This is a genomic window from Lysobacter koreensis, from assembly GCF_042677045.1.
Classification (GTDB): domain Bacteria; phylum Pseudomonadota; class Gammaproteobacteria; order Xanthomonadales; family Xanthomonadaceae; genus Lysobacter_K; species Lysobacter_K koreensis.
The window spans coordinates 597,166-613,596 of record NZ_JBHTIH010000002.1; the positions used below are offsets into that span (position 1 = coordinate 597,166).

The following is a 16,431-nucleotide window of genomic DNA, read 5'->3' on the forward strand; positions in this document are numbered from 1 at the left end:
CAACCTAAGCGCCCGTCTCCGGGTTGATGTATATGGCGGGGGCAGTAGGAGTCGAACCCACCTGTTCCGGGTTAGAGCCGGATGCCTGAGCCGCTCGGCCATGCCCCAATTGAGTCGATGCAGCCTTCCGATCCGGGAACGGCCAGTTGGCCTCTACTAGCGCCGTGTTTTCCTTGCGGCGGCCGCTTCCCTTGCTCACTTAGCCCACTCCACCAGCGCCTTGTGCCGCTCGGCGCATCGGTTGTACTGCTCGATCGTTCCGCCCATCCAGCGCAGCGCCTCGTCAAAGGTCAGCCCGCGCGGCACGTCGGCCAGTCGCTCGCACCACACCATCGCGTTAGCGGGTGGCTGCCTTACCTGCGTCGATACCGTCTTGCAGGCTGTCAACGACAGGATCGCTAGCAACGCACACGTCAGGCGTAGGGTTGGCACGTACCGCATTGATCACCTTCTGTCCTGTGCGCGGGATCTTCCCCAGCGCGTCCACTAGCGCCTGCTCGGCCTTGGCCGTGCGCGCTTGTTCGGCTATCAAGCGTTTCTGTGCCGCCACGTAATCGGCTAGCCGCCCCTGATTGCACGCCCACTCGGCCCCGGTCTTGCCGTCCATGCGGCCCCAGCCGTACACGGCCAGCAGCAGCACTAGGACGGCTATCGGCTTCCAGTAGCGGGCTAGCCAGATCACCTGGCTATCTCCAACCAGTCCGCCGCCGTAAACGCCAGCTCGTTCGCTACCGTGAGCTGCATCCGCATCCCCGCAGACGAGGCGAACAGGCGGCCACCGTAGAGAATCCCGACGAGCTGCCCGGCGTCATTCATCAGCCCGGCACCGCTGTCTCCGTGGAATGCCAGCGCGTCAATCCACAGCTCACCGTCCCGAACCCGAGACACGTAACCCTGCCGGTAAACGTCAGGCTCGCCGCTAGGCTGGCCCACCCAGCGGATGCGGTCGCCCTGCTCGGGCTGGCTGCCCATCTGCGCCCAATGCTTGAACCTGGCCGATACGCGAACTAGCACGTGATCCTTGCCATCCCGCACCGTCTCTAGGGCGTAGGCGTCCTTGCCATTGATCTTGATCAGCCGCCCGCCGCCGTCGAAACAGTGTTGTGCGGTCGCTATGACGTTCACCCCGACCGCTGTCCCGCTACAGACGCCGCGCTCGAACTCAAGCCGCAAGGCCGTCTGCCGGATAGTCCGCAAGTCGCGGGCGTCGGCGCATCCACTCAGCGCCCCCATGAACAGGAACGCCAGAATGGTTGCTCCGATCTTCATGTCATACGCCCTTGGCGTCGCCTTCGTCGTAACCGAGAGGGAAGTCCGCGTTGTCAGGCCATGCGCCCATCACCCCACCCCCAACATTGCCCGCACCAGCCCGGCCCACTGCTCGAACGTCGCGTAGCCGGTGAACACGAACACGGCCGAGATAACGATTGCGGCCGTGATAGCCCGATAGCGGCGAGCGGTGTCGGTGGTCATTGGATGCAAACCTCGTACTCAGCCACACGGCGACGTGTCAGGCCGCGCACCTCGCGCCCGCCTGCCTTGTTCCAGCGCAATATCTGGCGGCACCACACCGTTGCCGGCTGGCCCGCGTTAATCAGCTTGACCAGCGTTGAGCGGCATAGCGCCCCAACGCCGACGTTGAACCCCAGCGACCCTACGGCCACCCACTCGTTCTGCTCTAGCGGACGGCTAATGCACTGAGCCAGCCCGTTGAGGTGGATGGCCACCTCGTTCCGCAGCAGCGCATCGCATTGAGCGTGCGTGTAGCGATCCTGGCGCTCGCCCCGCGTGATGCCTTCGCACCACGTCCAGACGCCCACAATGTCCTGATACGGGGTCAGCCTGCGGCCTTCCCACGGCTTCACGAAGCTTGCAACGCCTAGAGCCGCTGCCATCGCGCCGGCAAGTACGCCGGTAACGATGACCTTGCCGTTACTCACTCGGACTGCTCCGGCTCCATGTACTTCGCCCGGAACGTCATGCGCTCGGCGTGGTACTCGGCCTCGCGGCGATCCTTGCGGCGGTTGTAGAACACCTGCACGCACAGGCCGACCACGGCCACCAATGCGCCCACAATCGCCGCGACCTCATTGGCACTCAGCCCGAACACGAACGCCGAAGCACCGCCGCCATAGGTCGCTGTCTTAGCCGCCAGCAATCCGAGTGCGTCAGAGGTTTCGTTCATCGTGAGTCCTGAAATGGTGGCCAGCCCCTACGCGGCCGCGTATGACTGGCTGCGGTGCCAAACCCGCCAACCCGCGACCGGCATACGCCAATCCAAACGGGAAACCCCGGTGGCGTATCCGGGGCAACTTGGCGCTGCCTCTATCGGTGCCCGACCATTGCGGGACGGATGAGGGCAGCTAATTCAGTGCAACCCGGCAGCCGGATCGTGCGCGGCCTCGGTCGCGAGCTGTATCGTCTCTGACGCCAAACGGCGTAGGCCGATGGGCGCGTGAATGACCGCGTGGAACTTGCCGTCCTCGTCCTCGTACACGATGAACACGGAAACGGCGTTGAGTGGCTTGCCCTCGGCCGCTTCGGCTGAGTCGGCAGCCGCCAGGACTAGGTTAGGCAGCCTTTCGGGCATCACACACACGTCAGCAGCAGCTTGCGGAGCTTCGCGGGCGTCTTCCGGAAGTCCGCGTCCAGCGTGGGGTTAGCCGCAGCCAGAACTTCCGGCACCGAGTACGGGCCGCGCCCCTCGGCGTACCACTTCCGGGTTTCCGCCATCACGTTGTAGAAATGGACGTAGCTGTTTGCGGCGCGGATGTACTCGTCAAGGTCAACCGGAGCGTTCATCTCGCGGATCAACCGAACGGTGCGGCGCTCGCAGTCGGCCTCAAGCTCCCGAACGTCTGCAATGGCGGCCTCAACGCCGCGAACCTGCTTGCCGTCCAGCCACGGGCCGACCTTTCCCCACCCGTCTGCGCCCTTCCATATCGGCGCGCCCTCGGCCCATTGGGTCAGGTGGCAGTATTCGTGCAGCAGTGTGCCGATCCAGCTCGACGGGTCGCCGCTGGCCGCCGTGGCCAGCACGGGCTGCGCCGAGTCGCCATCGAACCACCCGCCACTGCGGATGTTGCCGTTCTTGACCGATTCGGCCGGAGCAAGCAGCACCGCAACGCCAAAGCTCCAGGCCCGCCGCGTGATCTCCTTAACGATCTCGTCGGCGGTCATTCGCCTAAGCCCAGCGCCGACAGCTTCATTTCGCGGCCGACTTCCTCGACCACCGCCGAAAGCTCCAGAGCGCCGCCAATGTAGGCAACCTCCATCTCGTCGCCTTCGGTCAGCAGCCAGAACGTCCCGCCAGCCTTCACCGTCGCGACCAGCTTTGCAGCGGCGCGTTCGGCAATGGCGATGGACTCAGCATCAGGCTCAGGCTGGCCGCCACCCTCGATAACTCGGAGATCGGCTGCCATGCGTCACCTCGGAAATAGAACACCCCGCCGTAGCGGGGCTGGGCGGCGGCCTCTGCTGCCTGTGCCGCTGGCCTTGAAATATGCCCCGCGCGTCTTGCGACGGCAGCCACTTGGTTCGATGCTGCTCGTCAGCGAGCTACGCTTGGAATCGTGGGCGGGGCGGGATGCAATGCACCCCAAGATTTCAGGTTAGCAGGCGGTCAGAGTTGCATCCCACTTAACGTGGACGGCTGTGCCATCCGAACGCCATCTCTGGCTGCCACGCATAAGGCACCTTGAATCCTGGCGGGCCACGCTCGGCAGTAACCATCTCAGCCCGAACCCACTCACGCCCCGGCAGGCTGGCTTTCCACGCCTTGAACGATCCGAACATATTGATACTCCGGGCATCGGCAAAGTCGGCCGCAATCACCTCGTCAAACTCTGCCTCGGTCATTCCGCATCCCTCCATTTCCGGCCCGTCACCTGTTCCCAGCGGTCAACGTGATCGCCGTGGTGGATCTCGCCCTTCGCCCAGCGCAGCGCCACGCGGTAGTCGCCGATTAGGTCGGTCGTCCGCGTCTGCACCGCATCGCGCACCCTTTGGTACGCCTGCTTGCCGCACTTGTACTGCTCGGCACGGGCCACGATACCCGGCACGCCCTCATGGCCGAACAGGGCGATTGCCGCCCCGTCACGGGCCGCCGCGTGGCCCCAATCCACCCGGTAGCTTTCGACCATGCTGCGCTGCCGCTGCTTGCCGCCCTTGGAGCCGACGAACTCCACCGCCACCCGATACGCCCAATCCTTGATCTGACGGAACCGGCTCACCTCGTCCGCAACGTGAGCGAGGTACAGCGCCTGGCCAATTGGATCGGACGCGACCATATTCGCCATGCCGAACCACCAAGCCACGTCCTCATCGAGCGCGCCGCCGATGAACGCCGCCACGCGCCGGTCGAGCATGTCGCAGGCGTCTACGGAGTCTCCTACTGGCTGCATGACGGTCATCCGCTCAACCCCGCGACAATCGCCGCGCCGAGGCCGAATGCTCCGAACAGAATCCCAAACCCCCACAGCGGGCCGACCGCATCAACAAGCCAGCCCAGCGCAATCGACCCGACGACACAAAAGGTCATCAGCACCGCGAACCCGCCCAGCACACAAAGGAACGCCGCCCAGTTCATGCCGCTACCCTGGCGACACTGAACCGCTCTTTGGCGTTTCTGTATCTACGTTGCATGTACCGCGCGAGGCTGGTTCCCTCGTATTTGCGGCACAGGTAGTCAAGCGTGAGCGGCATCTCGCTAAACCGGCCGTTGCTTACCTCGGCCAGCATCGCCGCGCACAGTTGCTCGATTGCTTGGTTGCTCGCTGACATGACCTCACTCCCCTAGAGTTTTCCGAACCGTGTAGGCCACGCCCAAGGCTGGCCACGCATGGGACGTGACGCCAAACGTTGGCCCCTTCTGCGCCTTCGTCCCCTTGTCCCCGATCAACTCCCGCAGCCGCTTGTTGACCGCCGCGTCATTCGCCGACCCCGGCAGCCCCAGCGTCTTTTTCACGTCTCGCCGGCTCACCAGCATCACGTCGTCCGGGCAGCCCCACGCCTGCAAGAACCGGCCCTCCCAGCGGATCGTCTGCACGCAGTTGTTGTCGATCACGTTGCCGCGCGCCAGGAATCCTTCGATAGCCAGCACGTCGGATTGATCGGCCTTGACCATCGCCAGCACGTCGTCGTTAGCCAACACGCCCGACTCGCGCACCGTGCCGTCGTAGCGCACCCAGCCGGATTCGTGGGTGCCTACGTCGATTGCGAAAATCAGGCTCATACCCGCCACCCGCACGCCCGCATCAGATGCGTGATCCATGGCGGTGAGTCGGCCTTGATCTCTAGCAGCCTCCGCGCACGCTTGCGCCAGTGATTCCGCTTAGTGCGGGGCTTGTCGAAATGCCCCGCGCCGTTGCGCTCGTCGCACATCTGGCGGGCGATCCGCTCCGTGGTGTCGTGGTCGGTCATGCTGCGATCCTCGGCGCGAACACGGCCGGTAACGGAGCGCGGATCTTCCGGTCTACCGCTTGCCATACGCGGTGTGCGCCAGCGAACGGAGCCAGCGCCCAAAGGCCATCGGTCTTTTTCGCCTTGTAGCGGCCCGCCACCGCTGCGCACGTACACGGCTTGCACGCCGTCGCGTATCCGCCCCGCTTGCGATGAAACTCCGTGACCGGCTTGCACGCGCGGCACTTGCTGCACTGACGCTCGCCGATGATCGGCTCGATGATGCTCATTTGATCCCCTTGATTGAGATGAAGTCGTGCGCAATCCACCAGCGCAGCGTTCGCGCTACGCCCCTTAGCGAATAGAACAGCCAGTCCTCACTGCCGCGCACCAAGCCGTGCGCCGTTCCGTTGCTATCCAGCGCCGTGTGGCACGGGCCGCAGCCGAACGCGGCGCAAAGGTCATCGGGCTTCTGTCCGCCGCCGACCTCGCCCACCAAGCGGATATGGCACAGCACGCAGCCGGCCGTTTTGTCAGTCGTGGAGTCGCCGCACACGCCCGCGATTTCCAGCATGCAATGCGCGTCGGGATGGCCGGCAGACTCCCGCAGCTTCTTGGAGACGATGCTCATGGGTTGTCCCGCCAGGACGTCTCAATGTGCGCGTCCCATTCGGCCCGGCTGTACTCCACTACTTCACCGACGGGGCCGGCCCAATGCCGGTAGCAGGTCGTGCAAACTCTGTTGATCCGCCTCTCAAGCTGGCCTGGCGTATCTCCTCGCGAGTGATCCATGTTGCAAATGGCAGGCTTCCGGCACCCATGCGCCCTCGTCCGCTGTGCAAGGCAGGCCATGTCGATGACCCCGGCGTATACGGCCGACTTTTCTTCCGGCGTAGCGTTGCGAATGAAGTCTGAGAAGGCGCTCATGCGGTCACCTTCAGCGCGTCGCGGTAGCCCTGCTGCCAGCGAAGCGCAGACGATCGACTCATCGGCTGCAACGCCTGAATCTCGCGGGTGTTCGGCACGCGATCGGGGAACGCCCGCGCTAGCTTGCAGGCGGTCAGCAATGCAGGCCGGCGACACTGCGCCTTGACCTGCCCGCGCTTCGAGTCCCATGCCGGCGCCACGAGCGACGGGCCGACAACGCCGGCTTTGATTCGCGCGCGGATCGTCTCGACACACACTCCGGCCAGGTCAGCGATCTGCCGCGCGGTCAATTTGCCGTGGCGCCCGCAGGCGTGGAGCTTGCCGCGGGCGCGAATCCCGGCGGTCCCGTGGATGGGCGATACCCCGAACGTCACGGCTTCCGCCCCAACTGGTCAGCGTCGAAAACGACTCCCCCGTCCTGCTCAACTACCTCGCGCACCACGCCATCGGCGCAGCGCATCCGGTACGTGCGCGACGGGGCGCCCTCGTAGTGCGGGTTGAGCGTGCGCCACTGGCTCGGGTCGGACGGCGCGGGCTTGCGGCTCATGCGCGCGCCTCGTATCGCTCGGCTTCCGCCAGGTAGTTCGCGGCGCGGCGCTCGCGCTCGTCGTCGGAAAAATGGGGGTCGTGGCGCACCGTGTCGGCGGCCACGCGGTAGGCGCGCGCCTTCGCGGCGTCGGAGTGCTGGAACAGGTTGGGTTGGTTGGTCGATTTCATCCGTACACCCGCAGCACGTTCACGATTTCCGCCGGGTCGAGGCAGAAGAACGCGGCCAGCTCGGCGACGTTCACCAGTCGGTTGTTCGCAAGGTCGACAATCTCGCGGATGCGGGCGGCGCTCATGCGTCACCCGCCGCCGCGCTCTTGCGGTCGCTGTAGTGCGTTGCAAGCTCGGCCGCAGCTTCGCCCTTGGACAGCTTCCCGACCGGCTCGAAGGTGGTCGACAGTTCGCGGCGAAGTTCGTCAACCGATCGGAGAGGCGCCACTTCGCCGCGGCTGATCGCGTCCAGCTCCTTGACCAGTTCCGGAGGATCGACCGGGCGTTCGCGATCGCCGGCCAGCGCCAGTTGCGACGACGGCGGCAGCGCGTCCAGAAAGTGTCGAGGAGCCGGCCACGTGTCGCGCGTCAGGGCCAGCGACGAGAACGCGCCACGGATTCGGCTGGTGTCGCGCGCCTTGTCCCACGCCCGGTTGATCGTCGTGGCGTCAATCCACGTCGCGGCCGTGATCTGCACCAAGTCGGAGGCGGGCGTGCGATCCAAGCTCAAGGACATGAGCTTCGTCAGGCCGTCGATTATCTCGTTCGTGTACCAGTCCATTTCCATTTTTCATCCCCTGAAGCGATTTCATGCCGGTCAGTGTTTTGCTTTGCGGTTGGCCGTTCGGGCCGGCGCGCGCCTGGTCATGGCTGCGCACCGGAAACAGCCCGGTCCAACCCCTCTCGATGGCTTGGTCGATCACGGCGCGCGGGCTGTGCCCCTGCGCCCACAGCTCGGTCAACGTGCGCAGCGACAGCGCGCGCGCCTTGTGCGTCCAGCCCTTGCGGCTGTTGCGGTAGTCGTGCCAGTCCTTCCACGCATCGGCAGGAAGCCACTCAGGGATCACCAGCGCGGTACGCGCCTCCCCTGTTGTTGCTTTTGCTCTTTCTGTATCTGTATCTGTATCTGCTATGTCTCCACTTCCATCCACGGTGGAATTGGTATTTCCACTTGTGGAATTGGCCTTGGCCTCAGCCCTCACCCGCTGCATGTGCTCACGCTTGGCGGTGCGGGTGGTTTCGTCGCTGGCGATCGCCCGATACTTGGCGTGGTTCAGCAGTTGCCAGCCGCCCTCGATTTCCTCGATCCGGCGGCCTTCGTGGTCCTTGGTGCGGCTGTACTTGTCGGGCGCCAGGAAGGTCGCCAGCGCCGTCTCACACTCGGCAATGGAGACGTTGGCGATGTTGGCCAAGCCGGGGATAGACGCCTTCACCTGGCCGTACCGGTTGGCCATCGCCAGCATCGTGATCCACGTCAGGCGCGTACCGGCAGGCTCCTGCCACACGGTCGACGCCGTAATGCTGGCGAACAGCTTGGTGTAGCTCTCGCTGCTCACGCCGCGCGCTCCGACCCTGGCATAACGCGCAGCTCGAACAGCTCGGCGCGCTCGGGATGGGCCAGGCGGTACAGGCGGGCGAGATCCGGCACCACGTTGCCGTTGATCTTGTAGTCGGCACCGTTGTCGGTCAGCGCGGTTTCGTGGCGCAGGTACTCGACCAGCGTGCGGGCGCTGTAGTGGCGCCGGCCGCGGTTCCACACCTTGTCCGCCTCGCGCTCGAAGGCCAGCCAGACATGGCGGTTCAGGCCAAGCCAGCCAGCGAAGCCATCGCGGAACGTGTCGCCGTGCTCGCGCACGATCGCCTGCAGCGCGTCGCCGAATGGGAGGCCGGGCTGGATCACCGCACACCCACCGGGCGGCGACGGCCGCTCACCTTGTCGGCCTCGTTGCGCTCGCGGCGCAGGCGGTCGAGTTGCAGGGAGTACAGCGCGGCCTTGGAGCGTTCCGATTCGGTCAGGTCGTAGTCGATCTGATTCGGGGCGTAGGCGTCGGTAGTGGCCGGGATGGTGACCGGCTTCCAAGGGGCGTTCATGCGATGGCTCCTCCGAAGGTGGCGCGGATGGCGCGGCGCTCGATCTCGCGTTCTTTCACCAGTTCCGCGATCTGCTCGCGGGCCTCGCGCAGTTGTTTCTCGGTCTCGGTCTCGCGCTTGCGCAGGCTGTGCAGGTCGTAGCCGCGCTGGTGGAGCATCCAGAGGATCGGGGCGTCGCTGCCGATCAGGTCGCAGATCGCGCTGATTTGTTTCCAGCGATAGCCCGCCTCGCCGGCCTGCATCCGCGACCAGGTGCCGGCGTCGATGCCGAGCGGGACGTGCATCTCTTTCGCCAGATCCAACCCCGCCGCCGCAGCGCCCAAGGCGATGGCGCCTGCAAGGGTCGGTTGGCGTGCAATGTCGTGCGCTCTGATGTGACTTTCCGGGCCTTTCATGGGTATCTCCCCTTGGCGGTCGTCATCGCCCCTCATCCGAATTGGTTTCACTTGGCGACCCCCTGTGGTCGATAAAAAAGGCCCAGCCAGAAGGCCGAGCCGATGAAGTCAGGCAGTGAAGTGACCGAGCTGTTGAAGGTCTGCGGCAACTTTTTCGCGGTCACCCGCTACGGCGAGCGCGTCCGCATTCGCAAGCTGGCCACGCCCAAGGCGCGCGCCCTGCCCGCTTGTGCGGTGGTCGTGCGGCTGAAGGTCGGCGGGTGACGTGCGCACGTCAGGCGGCGTCCGGCCGGTCGACGATGAAGTCGCGGGCCATCAACGTGATGCCCTTCGCTTCCGCCAACTTGACGATCGCGGTGTACGGCTGCCGCTTGGGGAACCGTTCGCCTCGCTCGTACAGGCGGACGGAATGGGTGGTCTGGTCGACGGCGGAGGCGACGCTTTCGCGGGTCAGACCAACGGAGTACAGCAGGGTGAGTGCTTTCATGGACGAAGTGAAACATATCGTTTCCTTGAAAGCAAACGATTTGTTTGGCCGGTGAATCATTCACCCATAAACAATTCGTTACGCTCTTGGTCTCAGTCCTTGCGAAGCGGAACCCGGACAATGCGCTGGTACGAACGAGTGGCAATCGCCATCAAGGAAAGGGGCTTCGGCATGGCCGAGGTCGGCGCCGCGCTGGGGGTTAGTCCTCAGAACGCTGGGCAAAAGCTCCAGGGAAAGCGGGGCGTCTCGGTCGACGAGTTGAAGGTTCTTGCCGGATTGGCCGGCATAACCGTGTCCGAGGCCGTAGGGGATGATGCGTTGGTGATCGAAGTGAAAGACGAGATGGACATGGTGGAGATCTACCGACTGTTGTCGACAGAGCAGCGCAAAGCGTGGATGGATATTGGCCGGCAACTGGCCAGTGCGAAGGCCGCCGACTAAGGAGTTTGGCTAGGCTGTAAAAGACCTAGGCCCGCTCCGGCGGGTTTTTGTTTGCTTTGGTGGCAGCGTTCCACTTTTGGGACGCTATGTTCCGCCTTCTGTCGAAACAATTTGTTTGACACAACTCCGGGTATATGAAACGATTCGTTTCAGTCGCCAACCAAGGCGCCGGAGATCAAGCAGATGACCAGCACCGAGCTTTACGCCCCAAGCCACGACGTGCGTCGCGCGCTCCGCGTGATGAAGGGCCGGCCGGAGTTCCGCTCCACCTATGTGCAGTTCGACGCCACCACGCGCCGCATGCGGCCTGCCAGCGTCGTCAGCGATCCGATCTACGACCTGTTCGTGGCGCGCCAGAACTGGCGCCTGTCGCTGGCCAACGCGACCCGCTACGGCGAAATCCGCCAGCTAGTCGTGTCGCCGGAGTGGCTGCCGTGAGCGCGCCGGTCGATGTGCTGGCGGTGATGGGTGATGCGGAGTGCCGCTGGCGGCTGGTGCACGAAACCACCAAGGCCGATGCGATGGCCGAAGCCCGCGCCGCCGTGGCCGAGCTGATCGCGGCGGATCGGGAATACGACGCGGCGAAGGTCGAACTTGCGACGCAGCGCCGGCAAGTTGGCGCTGTCGCGACGGCAGAGGTTCGCTGGCACCGAGCGGTGGCGCGCCGCGCCGCCTCCCTCGCCCGCATCGGTGGTGCCAAGTGAAGCGCGCCCTCAAGGCGTTCGCCGCCTACCTGCTGATCTACACGTTCTTCGGCCTGCTGATCCTGAGCGTGTGCGCGGGAGGTCCGGCATGAACCGCCACGCGATCAATCCGCACATCGTGTCCAGATTGGCGAAACAGACGGACGCGGCCGAACTGCTGGCGATGCTCGAAAACGCCGAGCGCGCCGCCGTCCAGTCGAGCCGGTGCCGCGATGGTGCGCGGGCCGAGCCACCGCCGCGCGCGGAGCTGTCGCGCCGCCTGCAGCCGGTGCAGTGACCGTAGTCCACACGCTGCCGCCAAAGAACCGCGACGCGATGATCGACGCGCTGTTGCCGGTGCTGCGGCTGTTCGAGGAAGGCAAGCCGATCAACGTGAAGATCAGCATTGCCCGCCCCGAGCGCACCGTGCCGCAGCTCCGCTATCTGCACGGCGTGGCTTACAAGCTGCTGTCCATCGCGATGGGCTTCGAGCCGGACGAAATCAGCGAGTACCTGTGCGGCTGCTATTGGGGCTGGAAACCCAAGCGCCTGCCAGGTGGCCGCGCCGTCGAGGTTCCGATTCGCACCACCACCGTGGACGAGGACGGCAACCGCGACGTGATCGAAGGCCGCGCCTTTTGGGATTACGTCGAGTGGATTCAGCGCGTCGGCGCGCGCCACGGCCTCGTGATTCCCGACCCCGATCCGAACTACAAGATCGCCGCCAAACCATCCGAACAGCAAGCCGCATAAACCAAGGAAAAGAACCATGAGCGCACAACCGCAAGACGTAACCGTGTTGGACCGGATGCCGCCCGAGCAGGGCACGGCGATGGCCGTCCACGCCAACCCCTACCTGGGCATGATCGAGAGCGTGCTATCGCGCGGTGGCGACTTGGTGCAGGTCGACAAGTTGCTGGACCTGCAAATCAAGTGGGAAGCCAACGAAGCGCGCAAGGCATACGTTGCCGCGATGGCCGCATTCAAGGCCGAGCCGATGGAAATTCTCAAGCGCAAGCTGGTCAGCTTCGAGACCAACGGCGGTGGCGTTACCAGCTACATGCACGCCGAGCTTTCCGACGTGACCGACGTGGTGGTGCCGACGATGGGCAAGCACGGCCTGTCGCACCGCTGGGACGTGACGCAGGCCGGCGCAGCAATCACGGTGGTCTGCACCATCACGCACGCGCTTGGCCACAGCGAGTCGGTCAGCATGACCGCGGCCCCCGACGCCAGCGGCAAGAAGAACGCGATCCAGCAGGTCGCCAGCACGATCACCTACCTGGAGCGTTACACGCTGCTCGCCGCCACCGGCATGGCGACGAAGGGCATGGACGACGACGGCCGGGCCGCCTACGAGCCGGAACCCGAGCCGGTCGACGCGAAGGCCGCCGACTGGATCAAGCAGTGCAGCCAGGTGCAGGAGCCGGACGACCTCGCGCCGCTCAAAGCCAAGATCATGGCCGACTACGGCGGAGTGGTTCGCAACATTCCCGGCGCCGTAAAGCAGGCGTTTGTCGACCGCAAGGCCGCCGTCATGCCGAAGGACGAGGAAGCATGAGCGCGCCCGTCTACCACCCCGAGATCGAGCAGGGAACGGACGACTGGCACGCGATCCGCGCCGGCAAGTGGACCGCCAGCAGCGGCGCCAAGATCATGGGAGGACTCGACACGCAGGGGCTCAAAGACCTGGTGAAAGACCTGGCCTGGGGCCGCGTGTTCGGCAAGACCGACCGCGGCTACAGCGGCAAGTCGATGGAGCGCGGTCACGAACTGGAGCCGGAGGCGCGCGAGGCGTTCGCGTTCGAGCATGACGCCACGGTCGAACAGGTCGGCTTTGTCGAGCACGGCCGCATCGCGTACCTGGGCTGGTCGCCCGATGGCCTGCACGCGCAGCGCAAGCGCGGGCTGGAGATCAAGTGCCTGGAGCACAAGGCGTTCATCGACTTTTTCGAGTGCCGCCAGGTGCCGAGCGAGTACCGCTGGCAGGTAAAGATCGCCTGCATGGTCGGCGCGCTCGATGGCCTGGACTTCTACGTCTACCACCCCCTCGCCGGTGGCATCACGGTCCCGGTCGAAATCACCGACGCCGAAAAGGATCAGATCGAAGGCCGCATCTCGATCCTTGAGCCGCGCGTGCAAGCCCTCGTTGACCGCCTAATGGAAAGGAAAGCCGCCGCATGAACGCCCAGCTCAAAGAAGCCGAGTCCACCGAGATCGAACTACTGCCGGCGGACGCGCTGGACAAGCCCATCGAACTGTTCACCCGCGTCAAGCTCGACGAGGTGATCGAGAAGATCCGCGCCGCGGTCAAGATCGTGCCGGACCTGACCACCGAAGGCGGTCGCAAGGCGATCGCCTCCACCGCCTACAAGGTCGCGCGCTCCAAGACGGCGATCGACGCCGCGGGCAGGGGCATGGTCGAGGGCTGGAAGTCGCAGGCCAAGGTGATCGACGGGCTTCGCAAGCACTCCTGGGATGCACTGGAAACCCTGCAGGCCGAGGTGCGCGCCCCGCTGACCGAGTGGGAGAACGAGCAGAAGCGCATCGAAGCCGAGGCCATCGAAGCCGCCCGCCTGCGCCGCGAGGCCGAGGAAGCCGAGCGCGCCGCCGACCTGGCCCGTCGCGAGGCCGAGATTGCCGAGCGTGAGGCCAGGCTGGCAGAGGCCGAGCAGGCGGAAGCCAACCGCCTGGCGAAGATCGAAGCCGACCGCGTGCAGGCCGAACGCGACGAGGCGATCCGGGTGCAGGCCGCCGCCGATGCCGAGCGCACCGCCGCCGCCGCGATCGAGCAGGCCAAGCAGGACGCGATCGAGGCCGAATCCCGCCGTGAACGTGAAGCCGAGGAAGCGCGGCAGGCCACGATCGCCGCCGCCGAACGTGCCGAGCGTGAGCAGGCCGAGGCCGTGCGCCAGGCCGAAGCCCGCGCCGCGGAACAGGCCGCCGCCCGAGAAGCCGCCCGACTGGCCGTGGAGCAGGAGCAGCGAGAGGCCGACGAGAAGCGGGCCGCGAACCGCAAGCACTGCGCCGCGGTGAATAACACGGCGCTGGTCGCGCTGATGAAGGCAGGACTCAGCGACGAGGCCGCAAAGCTCGCCGTCACCGCCATCGCGTCCGGCAAAGTGCCCGCCGTCTCGATCGCGTACTGACCCACCCCACGCCGCCCAACGACCGAGGTTTGAGATGAACGACACGACGACGATTGAAGCCGACCGACTCGCGCAAGTGCTGGCGATGGATTTGCAGTCCGGTGGCCACGACGACATCTCCGAAGGCATGTGCGTCATGGAAGCGGTGGCATGGGTCGCGGGCGAGCCATGGTCGGATCATCCGGTCTGCGCCTGCCCGGTGATTTCCACCTTCCTTCGCAACTGGAACGACTCGCTTCCGGACGACGAGCGCACCGACCTGTTGCGCGATTTGATTCCGCGCCTGGTTGGCACCCGCAGTACGTCGGAAGTCGAACAGCGCCGCGCCGCGATGGCGGCCGATTGGCTGATCCGCGAGCACACGCCGGCATGGTTGCGTCTGGCGGGACTGAACACTCAGGCCGACGCGCTGGCGAGCGTGCCGGAGATAACCGACTTCGCGCAGTGTCCGTCGCTGATGCCGACCTTGACGGCAGTTCGCAATGATGCGGACGCCGCAGGGGACGCCGCAGGGGACGCCGCAGGGGCCGCCGCACGGGCCGCCGCAGGGGCCGCCGCACGGGCCGCCGCACGGGACGCCGCAGGGGCCGCCGCAGGGGCCGCCGCAGGGGCCGCCGCAGGGGACGCCGCAGGGGCCGCCGCACGGGCCGCCGCACGGGCCGCCGCACGGGCCGCCGCAGGGGCCGCCGCAGGGGCCGCCGCAGGGGACGCCGCAGGGGCCGCCGCACGGGCCGCCGCACGGGCCGCCGCACGGGCCGCCCTGGCGAACACGAAGCGCGAGCTTCAGCAGTCGGCTAAGGCGCTGGTGATTCGCATGATCGAGGTGGCCGCATGACCGCCACGCCCGCGCTACTGCCCTGCCCGTTTTGCGCTAGCTCTGACCTTCGCGTACTTGGCGACGCGCACGGCGAGGCCATGATGGGTGGATTCAACGTCCTATGTGGCAATCCGAACTGCCAAGCCAGCGCCCGCCACTCCGGCCAGCGCGATAAGGCAATCGCCGCATGGAACCGCCGCGCCCTGTCCGCCCAGCCGGCCGCTGTGACTGGGTGGGAGATTGACGACACGCTAGAACAGGCCATCCACAACTATGAGATGGCCGCGATCAAGCACGGGCGGAACGGCGAGAACGCCATCGCGGTCGATGCCGCAGCCGATGTTATGCGCTCGCTGATTGTCAATCGACCAGCCACCCACCCGCAGGCCGCGCCACCCAAGGACAGCGCGCCATGAGCAAGTATCGCGCGCTTCGACTGCTTGGCTTCGACCCAATCTCGGCCATGTTTGTGGCGGCCATTTCATGCGCCGTGCAGCCAGCAAACCGCATCACCATCCTCAATGTTGACATCGAGATTTCCCCATGAGCGGCCGAGCGAGCGACACCCACAGGCCCCAGCTAGTTTCGATGCTGGGCGACATGCTGCGCGGCGACGCCGACGAAACGCACCCTTACGTCAAGGCGCTGCAATTCGCCATAGCCGCCCTAGCAGCCCCGCCGCAGGCCCGGCCGATTCCTCAGATCGTGGCCGAGATGGTGAACTTCGCCGACGTGGCCGACCGATGCACGATCACGGCCGTGGCCAACGCGCCGGCTGCGATTCGATGCTGGGCCGAGCGACTCGCCGGCATAGCCCCCAAGGCTGATAGCGGATGGCCGCCTTGCCCCGAGTGCGGCGCTGGAGCGTTGTTCGCGTGCGTAGCGTGTTCGGCCACCAACTACCCACCCGAGCAGGCCCGGCCGGTGGAGGGGGTGGCGGTGCTCGCACGCGGCTGGTTCCATCGTCGCGGCCCAGGCGATGACTACGACATTCACGACGAGGCGTCCGGCGCTGGTGAGGATTGCGACAACTGCATCCCTTGCCTGATCGTGCCGGCTAGCCCCGCCCCTGCGCCGGAGGTCGAGCCGATGTTTGGCGCGATGATCGAGGCGGATTTCGAGAAAGGCACCATTACGTTCGAGATGCGAGGCGACTACACCGCAGCAGCCGGCCTGTACGAAATCAGGCCGCACAACGCAATCGCCGTTGCCAGTCCCGCCATGCCGGATGGTTTCGTGCTGGTGCCGCGCGCGCCCACTGGCGAAATGCTGGACGCGGCAATCAATGCTTGCGCCGGATTTGGTGGCGAGGATGAGGTTGACGCGGTTTGGGCTGCCATGCTCACCGCCGCCCAGCAGGAGGCCGATCATGGATAAGCGATTGAACCGAACGATATTGAACTGGCGTTGGTGGGCTTTCTGGCCGCTGGCTGTGCTTCTCGTCCCGGTCGCCATCGTGGACGGCCTGCTTAGGCTTATGTCGCGGTTAGGGGAGAGCTGCTGG

At 65.7% G+C, this 16,431-nt stretch carries 40 protein-coding genes; 13 read left to right on the plus strand and 27 right to left on the minus strand.

What is annotated here, in order from left to right; genetic code table 11:
- Window positions 1-195 precede the first annotated feature (195 nt).
- The 26 genes from ACFQZQ_RS02960 to ACFQZQ_RS03085 form a co-directional block, all read right to left on the minus strand.
- Window positions 196-333, minus strand: a complete 138-nt coding sequence (locus tag ACFQZQ_RS02960) for a hypothetical protein (protein ID WP_386811183.1) — start codon at window positions 331-333, stop codon at window positions 196-198.
- A gap of 4 nt (window positions 334-337) precedes the next feature.
- On the minus strand, window positions 338-682 hold the full coding sequence (locus tag ACFQZQ_RS02965; RefSeq protein ID WP_386811184.1) for a hypothetical protein: 345 nt from the start codon (window positions 680-682) through the stop codon (window positions 338-340).
- Window positions 679-1,269 (minus strand): trypsin-like serine peptidase, encoded by a 591-nt coding sequence (locus tag ACFQZQ_RS02970; RefSeq protein ID WP_386811185.1) that lies wholly within the window; start codon window positions 1,267-1,269, stop codon window positions 679-681. The genes ACFQZQ_RS02965 and ACFQZQ_RS02970 overlap by 4 nt, the downstream gene beginning before the upstream one ends.
- 69 nt (window positions 1,270-1,338) lie before the next feature.
- Window positions 1,339-1,473, minus strand: a complete 135-nt coding sequence (locus ACFQZQ_RS02975) for a hypothetical protein (protein ID WP_386811186.1) — start codon at window positions 1,471-1,473, stop codon at window positions 1,339-1,341.
- A complete protein-coding gene (locus tag ACFQZQ_RS02980; protein ID WP_386811187.1) occupies window positions 1,470-1,940 on the minus strand; it encodes a lysozyme in 471 nt (156 codons plus the stop codon). The genes ACFQZQ_RS02975 and ACFQZQ_RS02980 overlap by 4 nt, the downstream gene beginning before the upstream one ends.
- Window positions 1,937-2,185: a holin gene (locus ACFQZQ_RS02985; RefSeq protein WP_386811188.1), complete on the minus strand. Its 249-nt coding sequence runs from the start codon at window positions 2,183-2,185 to the stop codon at window positions 1,937-1,939. The genes ACFQZQ_RS02980 and ACFQZQ_RS02985 overlap by 4 nt, the downstream gene beginning before the upstream one ends.
- A 183-nt stretch (window positions 2,186-2,368) precedes the next feature.
- Window positions 2,369-2,590 carry a hypothetical protein gene (locus ACFQZQ_RS02990; RefSeq protein WP_386811189.1) on the minus strand — a complete coding sequence of 74 codons (222 nt, stop codon included), beginning with the start codon at window positions 2,588-2,590 and terminating at the stop codon, window positions 2,369-2,371.
- A complete protein-coding gene (locus ACFQZQ_RS02995; protein WP_386811190.1) occupies window positions 2,590-3,180 on the minus strand; it encodes a hypothetical protein in 591 nt (196 codons plus the stop codon). Before ACFQZQ_RS02995 ends, ACFQZQ_RS02990 begins: the two co-directional genes overlap by 1 nt.
- Window positions 3,177-3,422: a hypothetical protein gene (locus ACFQZQ_RS03000; protein WP_386811191.1), complete on the minus strand. Its 246-nt coding sequence runs from the start codon at window positions 3,420-3,422 to the stop codon at window positions 3,177-3,179. The genes ACFQZQ_RS02995 and ACFQZQ_RS03000 overlap by 4 nt, the downstream gene beginning before the upstream one ends.
- 217 nt (window positions 3,423-3,639) lie before the next feature.
- Entirely contained in the window at window positions 3,640-3,858 is a 219-nt protein-coding gene (locus ACFQZQ_RS03005; RefSeq protein ID WP_386811192.1) for a hypothetical protein, read from the minus strand.
- The gene (locus ACFQZQ_RS03010; RefSeq protein WP_386811193.1) at window positions 3,855-4,412 is read right to left on the minus strand and encodes a hypothetical protein; all 558 of its coding nucleotides are present in this window, start codon (window positions 4,410-4,412) and stop codon (window positions 3,855-3,857) included. Before ACFQZQ_RS03010 ends, ACFQZQ_RS03005 begins: the two co-directional genes overlap by 4 nt.
- Window positions 4,409-4,588, minus strand: a complete 180-nt coding sequence (locus ACFQZQ_RS03015) for a hypothetical protein (protein ID WP_386811194.1) — start codon at window positions 4,586-4,588, stop codon at window positions 4,409-4,411. The genes ACFQZQ_RS03010 and ACFQZQ_RS03015 overlap by 4 nt, the downstream gene beginning before the upstream one ends.
- On the minus strand, window positions 4,585-4,782 hold the full coding sequence (locus tag ACFQZQ_RS03020) for a hypothetical protein (protein ID WP_386811195.1): 198 nt from the start codon (window positions 4,780-4,782) through the stop codon (window positions 4,585-4,587). Before ACFQZQ_RS03020 ends, ACFQZQ_RS03015 begins: the two co-directional genes overlap by 4 nt.
- Window positions 4,783-4,786: 4 nt before the next feature.
- On the minus strand, window positions 4,787-5,233 hold the full coding sequence (locus tag ACFQZQ_RS03025) for a hypothetical protein (protein WP_386811196.1): 447 nt from the start codon (window positions 5,231-5,233) through the stop codon (window positions 4,787-4,789).
- Entirely contained in the window at window positions 5,230-5,421 is a 192-nt protein-coding gene (locus ACFQZQ_RS03030; protein WP_386811197.1) for a hypothetical protein, read from the minus strand. The genes ACFQZQ_RS03025 and ACFQZQ_RS03030 overlap by 4 nt, the downstream gene beginning before the upstream one ends.
- The gene (locus ACFQZQ_RS03035) at window positions 5,418-5,690 is read right to left on the minus strand and encodes a hypothetical protein (RefSeq protein WP_386811198.1); all 273 of its coding nucleotides are present in this window, start codon (window positions 5,688-5,690) and stop codon (window positions 5,418-5,420) included. Before ACFQZQ_RS03035 ends, ACFQZQ_RS03030 begins: the two co-directional genes overlap by 4 nt.
- Complete coding sequence (locus ACFQZQ_RS03040; RefSeq protein ID WP_386811199.1) at window positions 5,687-6,031, minus strand: nuclease domain-containing protein; 345 nt, start codon at window positions 6,029-6,031, stop codon at window positions 5,687-5,689. Before ACFQZQ_RS03040 ends, ACFQZQ_RS03035 begins: the two co-directional genes overlap by 4 nt.
- 292 nt (window positions 6,032-6,323) lie before the next feature.
- The gene (locus tag ACFQZQ_RS03045; protein WP_386811200.1) at window positions 6,324-6,701 is read right to left on the minus strand and encodes a hypothetical protein; all 378 of its coding nucleotides are present in this window, start codon (window positions 6,699-6,701) and stop codon (window positions 6,324-6,326) included.
- Entirely contained in the window at window positions 6,698-6,874 is a 177-nt protein-coding gene (locus ACFQZQ_RS03050) for a hypothetical protein (protein WP_386811201.1), read from the minus strand. Before ACFQZQ_RS03050 ends, ACFQZQ_RS03045 begins: the two co-directional genes overlap by 4 nt.
- Window positions 6,871-7,044 carry a hypothetical protein gene (locus tag ACFQZQ_RS03055; protein ID WP_386811202.1) on the minus strand — a complete coding sequence of 58 codons (174 nt, stop codon included), beginning with the start codon at window positions 7,042-7,044 and terminating at the stop codon, window positions 6,871-6,873. The genes ACFQZQ_RS03050 and ACFQZQ_RS03055 overlap by 4 nt, the downstream gene beginning before the upstream one ends.
- Window positions 7,041-7,169, minus strand: a complete 129-nt coding sequence (locus ACFQZQ_RS03060) for a hypothetical protein (protein ID WP_386811203.1) — start codon at window positions 7,167-7,169, stop codon at window positions 7,041-7,043. The genes ACFQZQ_RS03055 and ACFQZQ_RS03060 overlap by 4 nt, the downstream gene beginning before the upstream one ends.
- Window positions 7,166-7,564, minus strand: coding sequence for a hypothetical protein (locus ACFQZQ_RS03065; RefSeq protein ID WP_386811204.1), 399 nt, complete (start codon window positions 7,562-7,564; stop codon window positions 7,166-7,168). Before ACFQZQ_RS03065 ends, ACFQZQ_RS03060 begins: the two co-directional genes overlap by 4 nt.
- Entirely contained in the window at window positions 7,533-8,420 is an 888-nt protein-coding gene (locus ACFQZQ_RS03070) for a hypothetical protein (protein WP_386811205.1), read from the minus strand. The genes ACFQZQ_RS03065 and ACFQZQ_RS03070 overlap by 32 nt, the downstream gene beginning before the upstream one ends.
- Window positions 8,417-8,764 (minus strand): hypothetical protein, encoded by a 348-nt coding sequence (locus ACFQZQ_RS03075; protein ID WP_386811206.1) that lies wholly within the window; start codon window positions 8,762-8,764, stop codon window positions 8,417-8,419. Before ACFQZQ_RS03075 ends, ACFQZQ_RS03070 begins: the two co-directional genes overlap by 4 nt.
- Window positions 8,761-8,955, minus strand: a complete 195-nt coding sequence (locus ACFQZQ_RS03080) for a hypothetical protein (RefSeq protein WP_386811207.1) — start codon at window positions 8,953-8,955, stop codon at window positions 8,761-8,763. Before ACFQZQ_RS03080 ends, ACFQZQ_RS03075 begins: the two co-directional genes overlap by 4 nt.
- Entirely contained in the window at window positions 8,952-9,350 is a 399-nt protein-coding gene (locus ACFQZQ_RS03085) for a hypothetical protein (protein ID WP_386811208.1), read from the minus strand. Before ACFQZQ_RS03085 ends, ACFQZQ_RS03080 begins: the two co-directional genes overlap by 4 nt.
- A gap of 102 nt (window positions 9,351-9,452) precedes the next feature.
- On the opposite strand from ACFQZQ_RS03085, the gene ACFQZQ_RS03090 reads away from it, so the two are divergent.
- A complete protein-coding gene (locus tag ACFQZQ_RS03090; RefSeq protein WP_386811209.1) occupies window positions 9,453-9,614 on the plus strand; it encodes a hypothetical protein in 162 nt (53 codons plus the stop codon).
- Between the two features lie 10 nt (window positions 9,615-9,624).
- Here the strand turns inward: ACFQZQ_RS03090 and ACFQZQ_RS03095 are convergent, their stop codons facing one another.
- On the minus strand, window positions 9,625-9,837 hold the full coding sequence (locus ACFQZQ_RS03095; protein WP_386811210.1) for a hypothetical protein: 213 nt from the start codon (window positions 9,835-9,837) through the stop codon (window positions 9,625-9,627).
- 120 nt (window positions 9,838-9,957) lie between these two features.
- On the opposite strand from ACFQZQ_RS03095, the gene ACFQZQ_RS03100 reads away from it, so the two are divergent.
- From ACFQZQ_RS03100 to ACFQZQ_RS03155, 12 genes are all read left to right on the plus strand, one after another.
- Window positions 9,958-10,278: a hypothetical protein gene (locus ACFQZQ_RS03100; protein WP_386811211.1), complete on the plus strand. Its 321-nt coding sequence runs from the start codon at window positions 9,958-9,960 to the stop codon at window positions 10,276-10,278.
- A 183-nt stretch (window positions 10,279-10,461) separates the two neighbouring features.
- Window positions 10,462-10,716: a hypothetical protein gene (locus ACFQZQ_RS03105; protein WP_386811212.1), complete on the plus strand. Its 255-nt coding sequence runs from the start codon at window positions 10,462-10,464 to the stop codon at window positions 10,714-10,716.
- Window positions 10,713-10,982 carry a hypothetical protein gene (locus tag ACFQZQ_RS03110; RefSeq protein ID WP_386811213.1) on the plus strand — a complete coding sequence of 90 codons (270 nt, stop codon included), beginning with the start codon at window positions 10,713-10,715 and terminating at the stop codon, window positions 10,980-10,982. The genes ACFQZQ_RS03105 and ACFQZQ_RS03110 overlap by 4 nt, the downstream gene beginning before the upstream one ends.
- Window positions 10,983-11,070: 88 nt before the next feature.
- Window positions 11,071-11,259: a hypothetical protein gene (locus tag ACFQZQ_RS03115; protein ID WP_386811214.1), complete on the plus strand. Its 189-nt coding sequence runs from the start codon at window positions 11,071-11,073 to the stop codon at window positions 11,257-11,259.
- Between the two features lie 38 nt (window positions 11,260-11,297).
- Window positions 11,298-11,714: a hypothetical protein gene (locus ACFQZQ_RS03120; RefSeq protein ID WP_386811215.1), complete on the plus strand. Its 417-nt coding sequence runs from the start codon at window positions 11,298-11,300 to the stop codon at window positions 11,712-11,714.
- Window positions 11,715-11,730: 16 nt separating this feature from the next.
- Window positions 11,731-12,522: an ERF family protein gene (locus tag ACFQZQ_RS03125; protein WP_386811216.1), complete on the plus strand. Its 792-nt coding sequence runs from the start codon at window positions 11,731-11,733 to the stop codon at window positions 12,520-12,522.
- Window positions 12,519-13,145 carry a YqaJ viral recombinase family protein gene (locus ACFQZQ_RS03130; RefSeq protein ID WP_386811217.1) on the plus strand — a complete coding sequence of 209 codons (627 nt, stop codon included), beginning with the start codon at window positions 12,519-12,521 and terminating at the stop codon, window positions 13,143-13,145. Before ACFQZQ_RS03125 ends, ACFQZQ_RS03130 begins: the two co-directional genes overlap by 4 nt.
- Window positions 13,142-14,110 carry a hypothetical protein gene (locus tag ACFQZQ_RS03135; RefSeq protein WP_386811218.1) on the plus strand — a complete coding sequence of 323 codons (969 nt, stop codon included), beginning with the start codon at window positions 13,142-13,144 and terminating at the stop codon, window positions 14,108-14,110. Before ACFQZQ_RS03130 ends, ACFQZQ_RS03135 begins: the two co-directional genes overlap by 4 nt.
- Window positions 14,111-14,144: 34 nt before the next feature.
- On the plus strand, window positions 14,145-14,945 hold the full coding sequence (locus ACFQZQ_RS03140) for a hypothetical protein (protein ID WP_386811219.1): 801 nt from the start codon (window positions 14,145-14,147) through the stop codon (window positions 14,943-14,945).
- Window positions 14,942-15,343 (plus strand): Lar family restriction alleviation protein, encoded by a 402-nt coding sequence (locus ACFQZQ_RS03145; RefSeq protein WP_386811220.1) that lies wholly within the window; start codon window positions 14,942-14,944, stop codon window positions 15,341-15,343. Before ACFQZQ_RS03140 ends, ACFQZQ_RS03145 begins: the two co-directional genes overlap by 4 nt.
- The gene (locus tag ACFQZQ_RS03150; RefSeq protein WP_386811221.1) at window positions 15,340-15,474 is read left to right on the plus strand and encodes a hypothetical protein; all 135 of its coding nucleotides are present in this window, start codon (window positions 15,340-15,342) and stop codon (window positions 15,472-15,474) included. The genes ACFQZQ_RS03145 and ACFQZQ_RS03150 overlap by 4 nt, the downstream gene beginning before the upstream one ends.
- Window positions 15,475-15,515: 41 nt before the next feature.
- Window positions 15,516-16,304: a hypothetical protein gene (locus ACFQZQ_RS03155; protein WP_386811222.1), complete on the plus strand. Its 789-nt coding sequence runs from the start codon at window positions 15,516-15,518 to the stop codon at window positions 16,302-16,304.
- The last annotated feature ends 127 nt before the right edge of the window (window positions 16,305-16,431 follow it).